Below are 12990 nucleotides of genomic sequence, written 5' to 3'. Positions count from 1 at the left end.
AGGCCGATTCGCCTTACATCAGCCCTTTTTTCGCCAGTTCCGTTTTGAAATTGTCGCGAGTAATCAGCACCACGTCGGTCACTTCGGTGAATTTCTGCGGCTCATTATTATTGGTTACCCAGTCATGCAGCATCTGGATACTTTTGTAGCCATGCACGTCCGGGCTGGGCAGCAGCGAGCCGTAGAAGCCGGTCGCCTGGCCTTTAGAGAGTTCGCTGATGGCATCCACGCCGTTAATGCCGATGCCGATCACGTTAGCCGCCTTAAAACTCTGCCCTTCGGTCGCGCGTACGCCGCCCAGCACGGTGTTGTCGTTCATGCCGACAATCAGCCAGTTCTTCACTTCCGGATGCTGTACCAGCAGCGAGTTAGCGGCATCGAACGCGCCAGGGATATCGTTGGATTTGGTCGGCACCTGATAGATCTGTTTTTCCGGGAACCCGGCCGCCTTCAGCGCATCGATGGAGCCGGAGGTGCGGCGACGCGCGGTATCCAGTTCGTTGGCGGTGATCGCCATTACCGCAGTAGTGGAGACGTCCCAGCCGCGTTTTTGCATCTCTTTATATAATTCCTGGCCCTGACGCTCGCCGATTTTGGTCGCCGCCATCATCACCAGCGGCACGCTGTCCATCGGCTTGCCTTTGGCAGTGACAAACTGATCGTCCACCGCGATCACTTTCAGATCGTAGCTGCGAGCTTTGGCCACAATCGCTGAGCCCAGCTTCGGATCGGGCGTACAGATAACAAAGCCTTTCGCGCCGCTGGCCGCCAGGCTGTCAATGGCATTCAGCGTTTTCTCGCCGTCCGGCACCGCGATCTTAATTACTTCAAAGCCCAGATCTTTGCCCGCCTTATCAGCGAACTTCCATTCCGTCTGGAACCACGGCTCTTCCGGCTGCTTAACCAAAAAACCGAGTTTCATCGTCTCAGCGATAGCGGATTGTGACATAACGGCAGCCAGCCCAATGGCAGCTAACGCTTTAGTGAATTTGTGCATGGTGTTCTCCGGCGCAGTGTAATTTTTTCGTTGTGCGCAACGAAACGGTGTAAACGATACCAATCGGATTAAAGATGTTTTCAAAACGGTAAATCAGGTAATTAGCGTTGTAGTTGCGCGTTACCTGAACAAACGCTGGGCTAGTTTTAGCGGGAAACGCATCACGAAATGTAGAGCGGTATCACATAGCAAAACTATGACAGCTTTATCCATAGATTTAGCAATTTTAACCGGGGCTTAACTTTTGATCGGCTTCACATAACCCATGACGACGACAGAAAAATGCATATTTGCAGCTGGCAAGGGCTAACCAAAAATCGCCGCGCTTTTTAGTGTTAGAGCCTGCGATTGTTCATTAACAGGAGAGCCCGAATGCGTGCTGGTGCCATAACGATTGGTCTGGACTTTGGCAGCGATTCGGTTCGCGCCCTGGCGGTAGACTGCCAAAGCGGCGAAGAACTACAAAAAGAGGTGGCGCCCTATACGCGCTGGATGGCCGGTGAATACAGCGTGCCGCAGGCCAGCCAGTTCCGTCATCATCCGCTGGATTATATTGAAGCGCTGGAAAAGGCCATTTGCGGCGTGGTGGCGCGCCTGAGCGAGGCGCAGCGCGCCGCAGTGGTCGGCATTGGCGTGGACTCCACCGGCTCGACCCCAGCGCCGATCGACCGTGACGGCAATGTGCTGGCATTGCGCCCTGAATTTGCTGATAACCCCAACGCCATGTTTGTGCTGTGGAAAGATCACACCGCCATTGAGGAAGCGGAAGAGATTAACCGGCTCTGCCGCAGCGGTGAATTTGAAGACTACTCACGCTATATCGGCGGCGTTTATTCATCTGAATGGTTCTGGGCCAAAATTCTGCATGTTTCCCGTGCCGACGCCGCCGTACGCGATGCCGCGGTTTCCTGGATTGAGCTGTGCGACTGGGTGCCTGCGCTGCTGAGCGGCACCACCGCACCGGCGGCCATTCGTCGCGGCCGCTGCGCCGCCGGTCATAAATCCCTGTGGCATCCACAGTGGGACGGCCTGCCGCAGGCGGCGTTTTTCGACGCGCTCGACCCGATGTTAACCCAGCAGCTGGACTACCCGCTGTTCACCGACACCTTTACCGCTGAAAAACCGGTCGGCACGCTGACGCCGGAATGGGCGCAGCGGCTTGGTCTTTCGACGTCGGTGGTGCTCTCCGGCGGCGCGTTTGACTGCCATATGGGCGCGGTTGGCGCTGGCGCTCAGCCTTATACTCTGGTGAAAGTGATCGGCACCTCCACCTGCGACATTCTGATTGCCGACAGCGAACGCGTGGGTAGCCGCGCTATTGAAGGCATTTGCGGCCAGGTTGACGGCAGCGTCACGCCAGACGTGATTGGCCTGGAGGCGGGCCAGTCCGCTTTTGGCGATATGTATGCCTGGTTCAGCCGCCTGCTGAACTGGCCGCTAAAACAGCTGGCGCAACAGCAGCCGGAACTCAAACCGCAGCTTGATGCGCTGTCGCAGGATCTGCTGCGCCAGTTAACCGATGCCTGGGTAGCGAATCCGCATCTCGACCATCTGCCGGTGGTGCTGGACTGGTTTAACGGCCGCCGTACGCCGTTTGCCAACCAGCGTCTGAAAGGGGTAATCACCGACCTTAACCTCGGCACCGATGCGCCGACGCTGTTTGGTGGCTTTATCGCCGCCACCGCCTTTGGCGCGCGCGCCATTATGGAGTGTTTTGAACAGCAGCAGATCCCGGTAGAAAACATCCTGACGCTGGGCGGCATTGCGCGTAAATCCCCGGCCATTATGCAGGTGTGCTGCGATGTGATGAATCGACCGCTGGATATTGTCGCCTCCGATGAGTGCTGCGCGTTGGGCGCGGCGATCTTTGCCGCCGTAGCGGCGGGCGTTTATCAGGATGTTCCCAGCGCCCAGCAGCAGATGGCCAGCCCGGTAGAAAAAACGCTGCAGCCCGACGCATCACGCGTGGCGCGCTATCAGCAGCTTTATGAACGTTATCAACAGTGGTGTGCAACGGCTGAACCAAACTATGCCGCACGTCCCTCTTCCGCTATTTAAGGAGTTTTTATGCAACAGTTTGATGCGCTGAATGTGTGGTTTGTGATTGGCACCCAGCATCTGTATGGACCAGAGACGCTGCGCCAGGTTGCCGATCATGCGCAGCAGGTAGTGGATGGGCTGAATCGGGAAGCGGGCCTGCCGGTAAAACTGGTGATGAAGCCGCTGGTAAAAAGCCCGGACGAAGCACTGGCGCTCTGCCGTGACGCTAACCATGACACCAGCTGTATCGGGATTATTACCTGGCTGCACACCTTCTCGCCGGCCAAAATGTGGATCGGCGGGCTGTCGGTATTGACTAAGCCGCTGCTGCAGTTCCATACCCAGTTCAACGCGGAAATCCCGTGGGATACCATGGATATGGACTTTATGAACCTGAACCAGACGGCGCACGGCGGCCGCGAGTTCGGCTTTATCGGCGCACGCATGGGCCTTTCACACAGCGTTATCACCGGTCACTGGCAGGATAGCCAAAGCCACCAGCGCCTGGGCAAATGGATGCGCGGCGCGGCAGCGCGTCACGCCAGCCAGCAGCTGAAAGTGGCGCGCTTCGGCGACAATATGCGTGAAGTGGCGGTTACCGAAGGCGATAAAGTCGCGGCGCAAATCCAGTTTGGCTATGCGGTTAACGGCTGGGGCGTGGGCGATCTGGTTGAGGTGATTAATCAGGTCAGCGACGGCGACGTTAATGCGCTGATTGATGAGTATGAAAGCCAGTATCGCTTTAGCGCCGTTGCCGCCGTTAACGGCGAGAAACGCCAGAATGTGCTGGATGCGGCGCGCATCGAACTCGGCATGAAACGTTTCCTGGACCATGAAGGCTGCCGTGCGTTTACCACTAACTTCCAGACGCTACACGGTATGACGCAGCTGCCGGGACTGGCGGTTCAGCGCCTGATGGCGCAGGGCTACGGCTTTGCTGGCGAAGGCGACTGGAAAACCGCCGCCCTGCTGCATATTTTCAAAGTGATGGCGGGCGATCGTCCCGGTGGCACTTCCTTTATGGAAGACTACACCTATCATTTCTCGCCGGGTAATGAGCTGGTGCTGGGTTCGCATATGCTGGAAGTCTGTCCGTCGATTGCGAAAGAAGAGAAGCCGCTGCTGGATGTGCAGTTCCTGGGTATTGGCGGCAAAGCCGATCCGGCCCGCCTGATCTTCTCCACGCCTGCGGGCCAGGCGGTGAACGCCAGCGTAATCGATATGGGTGACCGTTTCCGCCTGCTGGTGAATGTGGTGGATGCGATCGAACAGCCGCAGCCGTTACCAAAACTGCCGGTGGCTAATGCCCTATGGAAAGCGCAGCCTTCCCTGGCGACGGCCTCTGAAGCCTGGATTCTGGGCGGTGGCGCGCATCACACCGTCTTCAGCCAGGCGCTGGACGTGGATGATATGCGTCTGTATGCCGAGCTGCATGGCATCGAAATCATGGTGATTGATAATGACACCACGCTGCCCGCCTTTAAGGATGCGCTGCGCTGGAACGAAGTCTATTATCGTTTAAACCGCTAAGCACGTTGTTGAATGATTGAAGTAAAGCCGCATTCAATGCGGCTTTTTTATTGGCCGCAGTACCCCTCCTTCTTGTAGAAGTAGCGCTGGTAGTGAGTAATGAGGTCTTTACGTCGGCTAAAGTTGGCGGCAACGGCGGGCGCCGTTTTCTCTTTCTGACCAAAATCGGTATTGCGGGCGTAAAATGCGCACCATAATTTAATTAACATGGAAGTATGTTGTAACTAATTAAAGGGATAGCAAAGCTCCGTTACTGCCATCTCAAACCAATAACGTTCAGGATGTGTAATAACGGAGCGCACTCATTGCTTATTTATGCTTTCACTCAGGCATGACTAATGAAACCACAAGCGGCCTTCTTCGGTCATCCGCTTCAACTTTGGTTACCTTCACCTTTAATTGCTGATCGGGCTTAAAATCCTCTGTCGAATTCATTAGCGTGTTAATTCTATATTCAGGCAGCTCAACCTTGTAAAGGCCCTGTTTAATTGTCTCTTTAATAAGCGCCTGCGATAACAGCGGGTTATTTTCATCAAGCTGACGCTTAATTAAATCCAGTACCAAAGCACGCTCTACTGATTTCTGTAAAGACTTTACTTTGCCTTGCTGTTGCGCCAGTTGCCTGGTAAAAACGGGATTGATAACCTGGTTTAGCCACGCTTCCCTGGCGCTATTTTCCGCCGGAACGCTTTCCTGCGCGGTATGTTTTATCTTTTCACTCACAATTTCGTGATTCACCAGATCGGCATAGCGACGCAGCGGGGAGGTCCAGGGAAGATAGAAATTCGTGCCGATACCCAGATGCGGCTGGGGTTGATGAGAATAATTCGCTGAAGTGAGCCAGGAAAGTATTCTGTTTTTACCTGAGGCCGATAGTTTATTACTTTCCAGTGCCGTTAATACTTCTCTGAAGCCTTCTGTGCTGTCAATATTATTTTTTAGAAAAACCTTTTCAGAATCCAGTACCGTTTTTAACTCTTTCTGATGAGAAAAGCCAATATGGGTACGATATATTCCCTGGCTTTGCTGCTTTTCGCCAAGCCAGGCACCGGCGGCAATATTAGCTGTAATCATCAAATCCTGGACCAGATCGTTTGCGCTTCCCCGCGCGCTTTCACTAACAGAGATAAGCTTTCCGCTGTTTTCATCAACATTAAAATAATAATCATTATTGCGTGAAAAATAAGGCGTATCACCGATGACCGCATGTCGTTTTTGCGCAATTTCATTTAATAGTGCACAGGTCTCACCCGTCTTCCCGGACAAGCGATCTCCCTCAGCAAGATGAGCAGAAACGGTGTCATAATCCAGCTTTGCCTGAGATCGCACCGTGGCATGCATAAACTGAATGGATTCTTTATCCAGATGCCCCTGACTGTCGATGGTCATTTTACATACTAATGCTGCTTTATCCTCTTGCGGACTTAATGTCCCCAGCTGACGGCTAATCTGATTTGGCAACATCGTCGATACCATACCCGGTAAGTAAATATTTTGCCCCCTGCTGCGTGCCTCCTGCTCCAGTTGGCTATTCGGCTCAATCAAGGCCGCCGTTGACGCAATAGCAACGTAGAGATCGTAGGCACCGTTTTTCAGGCGCTCGGCATAAAGCGCGTCGTCAATAATGGCTGTTCGGGCGCCATCGATAGTGACAAAAGGAAGGTGGCGTAAATCGACACGCTCAGCGGCATACCTGTCTTGTATTGATTGCGCAGGTGGAACTAAACTCTCTGATGGATTATCAATTCTGATATTTTCCCGCGCGGCCATTAACTTGTGCAGGCTAAACGGCTCGTCGATCGTAAAGTTGAGGTTTTCATGGATCTCAGCGATATCACTTGTAGCATTATTTTTTATCAGCGTGGCACTGACCACGCTGCCCGGCCGTAAAACCATGCCAGCGACCGGTTTAAAAGGTAACGGCTCGGCTTTGGCGCCGAAAAAACGTAATCGTAATTCTCCATTGTGCTGAACAACCGTTGCCGTTTGTGCCCTACCCAGATAATTGATCATTTCGAGCTCAGGCGGCTCCTCAGAGAGACGACTATTTTTTTTGCTGTTATGGATATGACTGCTTACCGTGGATAATTTAATGTATTCTTTCGCCTCCGCGTGCAAATGTTCATAGTCTGGATAATTTTCTTTATTATACAAAAAATCTTTTATTGCCTCGTTATCGTCAGCACTCTCCGCCAGCTCAGGATAACGCTGTTTGATTAGCTGAGGAAATTGTTCTAATACCCTACTCTTCTGCTGATCTATTTCATTATTTCTTTTCCTGGTTGCAATCTGTAATTTATCAATCTCACTCTGAATGTTTTTTAGCTGTTGTTTACTATTTTCATCCGCCACCATTGTTTTCTTTAATCGGGCTAACTGTGCCTGCAACGCTTTAATCTTTTTTTGTAACCCGGCGATCTCTCTTTTATTTGTTTTTACAATTTGTTGATATTCGGCATTTTCTTTTATTAAATTTGACTGGCACGTTCTTAATAACCGCTCTTTATGCTTGTCAATCAATTCGTTGATAATATGACTCGGCGCTGTTTTTTTATCGCTCGGCAGAAAAAACTCAATCCCGTTGAGGATAATCTTTTGCTTATCAAAGCACAGATGCTTCGGGGTGGTTGTCTGACAAAGTATCACATCCCCCGGCAGAGAACCCTCGCGTATATTGCTATGCAAACGATCGGCCCCGCTATGAACTTTATATTCTCCGTGCGGGGATTTACTACACACTAAAACAATTTTCCCGGCATCATCTTTACATACCGACACCAGGCGAAAAGGATTAATCAGCGCATTGTTCTGAGGTGAATGAACGATATCTTTTATAGCAAAAACATCCCGTTTCCTGACAGCTTCTGCCAGATCCTTTACTACCGCATCGTAATGCTGTAAATGTTTTTCCAGGCGCAGCAAGCCATTTTCATCTTCTAATAACGCTTTCAGTCCAGGTTGCGACCTGATAATAATTTCAGGGTTATCACTATATTTATCCAGCAAGGTTTTAATCGTTTCAGGTAAAGGCAATTTCTCACGAATATAATCGAGGGTTTTATCTGCCTCGCTTACACCTTTTAATGCTATATCGGTAGATAAATTCACGGGTAATGCCGCCAACACGTCAGCTTTAAGAAGAACAGTTTTAATAACCGATGGCAGCGCCTCCGGCAGGCTGGTGAGGTTAAGGTCGGTGAAATCCAACTCAGCCACATTATATTGATGACAATGTTCTATACGCGCCAGGGCAATATCGCGCGCTTCACCGCTTCCTGCTGGTGCTGCATCCGCCCACTCCTTGCATTTAAGCCATAGTGTGTCGCCGTTTTTCTCATCTGGCTTAAGATTCTCCCTATAGGCCCTGTGGGCGCCAGAACTGGATATAGATGACGGTATTGAATACATAGATGCTCTCGAAAAATTCCATAAAATAAAAAGAGGCACGACCCTAGCATCTTTACTTCGGTCATTATTTCAAAATCCGCTGATTATGAGATCGCCTGTTTTTATCCTGTTGACTGCTGTTGAGCACGCTCTAACACCCGGCGACAATAGCGTTTGTTATAGTATGTTGTAACTAAAAAGGTGCTTTAAAAACGCGCCGCGCCCGAAGGGTATCCTTTGGCCTGCCAGCCCTGGATACTTATTCAGATGCGACGCGTGATAACTACGGTTCCAGGCTAATACGCTTCACTGGCGCATTCTGTTGCCGATCCCATATCACCGTCAGCAGCCGCTGTAAGGCGATAAAGGCGAAAAGCAGAATGCCGATAGCGATTTTGGTCCACCAGGAGCTCAGCGTGCCATCAAAATTAATCCAGGTTTGAATGAGGCCCTGAATCAGTACGCCGAACAGCGTGCCCAGCACGGTGCCCACCCCGCCGGAAAGCAATGTGCCGCCGATCACGACCGAGGCGATGGCATCCAGCTCCACGCCCATTCCCGCCAGGGCGTAACCCGCTGAGGTATAGAGTGAGAACACAATACCGGCCAGCGTCGCCAGCACTGTCGACAGCATATAGACCTTCACGGTGGTGGCGCGGGTCGAGACGCCCATTAGCTGCGCTGAATGCATGCTTCCGCCGATCGCGTAAACCTGATTGCCAAAACGGGTACGGTGCGCCAGCATAATCCCCAGCACTACCACCATTAGCATAATCAGTGCCATCAGGCTCAAGCGTCCGCCGCCCGGCATTTTCCACGCCATGCTGGAAAGCGTGCTGTAAAGCGGATGATCGATAGGAATTGAGCTTTCCGCAATCAGGTAACTACAGCCGCGCAGGAAAAACATACCCGCCAGCGTAATGATAAAAGCCGGGATCTTTAATGCATCGATCAGCCAGCCCATCATGGCGCCGAAGGCAGCGCCCGCCAGCAAAATAATGCTGAACGCCAGCCAGGGCGAAAGATGCAGATCGCCGATCGCTCTGGCGAGAAAAACGCCGGTAAAGGCGATCACCGCCCCTACGGAGAGATCGATCCCGCCGGAGAGGATCACAAACGTCATGCCAACGGCGATAATGCCGAGAAAAGCGTTATCAGTAAGGATATTGCCAATAACGCGCGTAGAGGCGAAGCCGGGAAACTGCGTCAGACAAAACAGATAGCCCGTAACAAACACCAGCAGCGTAATCATCAGGGGTAAATGACGTTTAAGCATTTTTGCCTCGCCGTTTCAGTAATTGCAGAAAACGCGGCGACTGCAGCAGCAATACCGCCATCACCACTACCGCTTTAACCACCTGGTTCAGTTCCGGCTGAAAGCCGGAAAGCAGAATGCCGGTGTTCATCGCCTGGATAATCAACGCGCCCAGCAGCGACAGGAGAATATTAAAGCGCCCGCCCATCAACGATGCGCCGCCGATCACCACCGCCAGGATCGCATCCAGCTCCAGCCATAATCCGGCATTGTTGGCATCTGCGCCGCGAATATCCGCCGCAACAATCAGCCCGGCGACGGCCGCGCACAATCCGCTGAGCACATAAACAGACATGACCACCAGCCAACCGTTAACCCCGGCGTTGCGTGCCGCGCGCAGGTTAATGCCTACCGCTTCAATAAACAGCCCAAGCGCGGTTTTGCGCGTTAACAACCAAACCAGCAGCGCGACGATCGCCGCGATCCAGACCGGCACCGGCAACAGCGCCAGTGACCCGCTGCCGATCCAGCCCAGCGCATCATGGTTAAAGGTGACAATTTGTCCCTGTGTGATCAGCTGCGCGATCCCACGTCCGGCCACCATCAAAATCAGCGTGGCGACAAACGGCTGAATTTTCAGCAGCGCCACCAGAATGCCGTTCCACAGGCCGCACAGCACGCCGCTGAGCAGCGTCAGCAGTATTACCACCGGCAGGCTGTGCCCCGCCACCGTCAACGTTGCCGCCGTGGCACCGGCGATCGCCATGATCGCGCCCACGGAAAGATCGATGCCACCGGTGGCGATCACCAGCGTCATACCGATCGCCAGCAGCGCAACCGGCACCGCGCGGTTAAGGATATCGATTGGGCTACCAAACAGCCGCCCATCCTGCAGATGCAGCGCAAAAAAGTTATTTGCCACCAGGCTGTCGATCAGCAGCACCAGGATCAGCGCCACCAGCTGCGGCATACCCGGCGGGAATTTACGCTTACGCTTCTGCATCGCGGGCTTCTCCGATAATACGTGGCCTTCAGGCATGTTGTGCTCCTCCATCCGCAATAGCGCTGACGATTGCCGACACCGAAAGTTTTTCCAGCGGGATTTCCGCTATCTGCTGGCGATCGCGCAGGATCACCACGCGATCCGCGTAGCCCACCAGCTCTTCCAGCTCCGAAGAGATCACCAGCAGCGCCAGCCCATCGGCGCAAAGCGATTCAATCAGGCGAATAATTTCCGCATGGGCGCCCACGTCAATGCCGCGCGTGGGTTCATCAAGGATCAAAAACTGTGGTCGGGTAACCAGCCAGCGCGACAGCAGCACCTTTTGCTGGTTGCCGCCGGAAAGCAGCTCAATCGGCTGCTCCTCATTGGGCGTACGAATCCCCAGCTGGCGAATGAAACGCTGAGCGATGTCGCTCTGTTCACGCTTGCTGATTGGACGCAGCCAACCGCGCTGCGCCTGTAGCGCCAGAATGATATTTTCCCGCACCGAGGCCGCGCCGATAATCCCGTCGGTTTTACGATCTTCCGGGCAAAATCCCATGCCAAGCTTTGATGCCTGCGCGGGGCTGCGGATGGTCTGTTTTTTGCCGCGAATGGTCGCCGTACCGCTGTCCGCACGGCGAATGCCAAACAGCACCTCTGCCGTCTCGGTACGGCCCGAACCCAGCAGCCCCGCCAGCCCCACGGCTTCACCCGGACGCACCTGAAGATCAAAAGGTTCGATAGCGCCCTTTTTGCCGTAGTGATGAAACTCCACCACCGGTTTTTCGCTGCGTAGCGTACGTCCGGCTCGCTGCAGCGCGGTTTGCAGCAGGTCGCGCCCCAGCATCAGCTTAATCAGCTCCAGCTGCGGCAAAGTATGGGTCTCGCGGGTAGCGATATACTGTCCGTTGCGCAATACGGTAATGCGATCGCAAACGCGATAAACCTGATCGAGAAAGTGCGTAACGAAAATCAGGCTCATGCCTTTTGCCCTGAGCTGATTCATTAAGGTAAACAGCATCTCGACTTCGCTGGCATCAAGGCTGGCGGTTGGCTCATCGAGAATCAGCACCTGGGCTGAAAGGTCAACCGCACGACAGATGGCGATAATTTGCTGCATCGCCACCGAATAGTGGCCAAGCGGGCGGTTTACATCCAGTTCAAAGCCGTAGCGGTTAAGCAGGCTACGGGCATCGTTAACCATGGTTTTCCGGTCAACCATGCCGAAGCGTTTAGGTTCGCGTCCGATAAACAGATTATCCGCCACTGACATATTCGGCAGCAGGTTCACCTCTTGATAAACGGTGCCGATGCCTGCCTGCTGCGCCTGCGCGGTATTACGCGGCGCTATCGGCTCTCCGTTTAACAAAATCTCACCGGCATCACGCTGATAAACGCCGGTCAGCACTTTGATTAAGGTAGATTTCCCCGCCCCGTTTTCTCCCAGCAGCGCCATGATTTCGCCGCGCCGCAGGCTGAAAGAGACATTATCCAGCGCCTTAACGCCGGGAAAAAATTTGCTGACGCCACGAATATCCAGCAGCGGATCTGTTTGCTCGTTCATAATGCGCCTCGGTAAATAAAAAGGTCGGCGCAGGCGGCAAAGCCTGGCCGACGACAGCGGTTAAGGGCGCCTTAGTAGCCCATATTCTTTTTCTTATCGAGTTCGCTTTGCGCATCGGCCGGCAGCCAGAGCGTAGTCACGGTTTTAATCACTTTCGGTGGTACGGCGCCGTCTTTCTTAAATTTCTCCAGCGCGTCAAAGGCTGGCCCCGCCATATTTGGCGTTAATTCAACGTTAGCGTTGGCTTCACCTGCCAACATCGCTTTATAAATATCTGGCACGCCATCAATCGAGCCGGTGAGAATATCTTTGCCTGGTTTTAATCCGGCTTCTTTAATAGCCTGAATAGCGCCGATGGCCATATCGTCGTTATGGGCATAGACCATGCAGATGTTTTTCCCGTTATTTTCCGCCTTGATAAAGCTTTCCATCACCTCTTTACCTTTGCTGCGGGTAAAGTCGCCGGACTGGGAACGAATAATTTTGATATTAGGGGTATTAGCAATCGCCTCAGCAAAGCCTTTTTTACGATCGATTGCCACGCTGGCACCGACCGTTCCCTGTAGCTCTACAACGTTACAGGGTTTACCGTTCATCTCTTTTACCAGCCAGTCGCCAATAAGCCGCCCTTCCAGCACGTTGTCTGCGGTAATGACCGACATATAAAGCGATTTATCTTTCACCACGATGGCGCGGTCGAGCAGGAACACCGGAATCTCGGCATCTTTCGCCTCTTCCAGCACCGGCTCCCAACCGGTCTGTACCACCGGCGCAATAAAAATGGCATCAACGCCCTGAGCAATAAATGAACGCACCGCCTTGATTTGGTTTTCCTGCTTCTGCTGGCCGTCGGCAATTTTCAGGGTGATGCCGCGCTTTTCCGCCTCGCTTTTCGCGACGCTGGTTTCAGCCGCGCGCCAGCCTGATTCAGAGCCAACCTGAGAAAAACCAACGGTCAGATCGGCCGCCAGCGCGGGTGCGGCGAGCGCAGCGCTCACCATGGCTGAGATAAGTAAACGCTTCCACATAATATTTATTCCTCTGGTGGGATTCAGATGTTCAGGTACAAAGCTATTACAGCCTGGCGGATTCGGCTACGACAGATTTCGACATACTTCACAAAATTCAATTAATTAAAAGGGTTACCTGTTTCTTGGTTGAAAATCTCTTGTTGCTAATATGGATAAATCGCCTGTTTTTTGTTGGTGCATCTGTTAAATAACTGTAATAAA

The 12990-nt window shown here is 52.9% G+C and carries 9 protein-coding genes; 2 read left to right on the top strand and 7 right to left on the bottom strand.

All coding sequences use genetic code 11. The features are described 5' to 3' along the window. Positions 1 to 13 precede the first annotated feature (13 nt). The gene (locus J2X14_RS03765) at positions 14 to 997 is read right to left on the bottom strand and encodes an arabinose ABC transporter substrate-binding protein (RefSeq protein WP_352409854.1); all 984 of its coding nucleotides are present in this window, start codon (positions 995 to 997) and stop codon (positions 14 to 16) included. A gap of 372 nt (positions 998 to 1369) precedes the next feature. Here J2X14_RS03765 and J2X14_RS03760 point away from each other — a divergent pair, with 372 nt between their 5' ends. Further along, a complete protein-coding gene (locus J2X14_RS03760; RefSeq protein ID WP_352409853.1) occupies positions 1370 to 3055 on the top strand; it encodes a ribulokinase in 1686 nt (561 codons plus the stop codon). A gap of 9 nt (positions 3056 to 3064) precedes the next feature. Further along, positions 3065 to 4567: an L-arabinose isomerase gene (gene araA / locus J2X14_RS03755; RefSeq protein WP_352409852.1), complete on the top strand. Its 1503-nt coding sequence runs from the start codon at positions 3065 to 3067 to the stop codon at positions 4565 to 4567. A gap of 47 nt (positions 4568 to 4614) precedes the next feature. Here the strand turns inward: araA and J2X14_RS03750 are convergent, their stop codons facing one another. The 6 genes from J2X14_RS03750 to ytfQ form a co-directional block, all read right to left on the bottom strand. Continuing rightward, entirely contained in the window at positions 4615 to 4776 is a 162-nt protein-coding gene (locus tag J2X14_RS03750; protein WP_352409851.1) for a hypothetical protein, read from the bottom strand. Between the two features lie 112 nt (positions 4777 to 4888). Next, positions 4889 to 7975 carry an RNB domain-containing ribonuclease gene (locus J2X14_RS03745; protein ID WP_352409850.1) on the bottom strand — a complete coding sequence of 1029 codons (3087 nt, stop codon included), beginning with the start codon at positions 7973 to 7975 and terminating at the stop codon, positions 4889 to 4891. Positions 7976 to 8237: 262 nt separating this feature from the next. Further along, positions 8238 to 9230 (bottom strand): galactofuranose ABC transporter, permease protein YjfF, encoded by a 993-nt coding sequence (gene yjfF, locus J2X14_RS03740; protein WP_352409849.1) that lies wholly within the window; start codon positions 9228 to 9230, stop codon positions 8238 to 8240. Next, on the bottom strand, positions 9223 to 10248 hold the full coding sequence (gene ytfT, locus J2X14_RS03735) for a galactofuranose ABC transporter, ATP-binding protein YtfT (protein ID WP_352409848.1): 1026 nt from the start codon (positions 10246 to 10248) through the stop codon (positions 9223 to 9225). Before ytfT ends, yjfF begins: the two co-directional genes overlap by 8 nt. Beyond that, positions 10241 to 11758 carry a galactofuranose ABC transporter, ATP-binding protein YtfR gene (ytfR, locus tag J2X14_RS03730; protein WP_352409847.1) on the bottom strand — a complete coding sequence of 506 codons (1518 nt, stop codon included), beginning with the start codon at positions 11756 to 11758 and terminating at the stop codon, positions 10241 to 10243. Before ytfR ends, ytfT begins: the two co-directional genes overlap by 8 nt. 71 nt (positions 11759 to 11829) lie before the next feature. After that, the gene (gene ytfQ / locus J2X14_RS03725; protein WP_352409846.1) at positions 11830 to 12786 is read right to left on the bottom strand and encodes a galactofuranose ABC transporter, galactofuranose-binding protein YtfQ; all 957 of its coding nucleotides are present in this window, start codon (positions 12784 to 12786) and stop codon (positions 11830 to 11832) included. Positions 12787 to 12990 lie beyond the last annotated feature (204 nt).

The sequence above is a fragment of the Mixta sp. BE291 genome (assembly GCF_031457955.1).
Taxonomy (GTDB): Bacteria; Pseudomonadota; Gammaproteobacteria; order Enterobacterales; family Enterobacteriaceae; genus Mixta.
The sequence above is the reverse complement of the archived record's forward strand: the minus strand, read 5'-3'. Positions and strand labels throughout refer to the sequence as shown.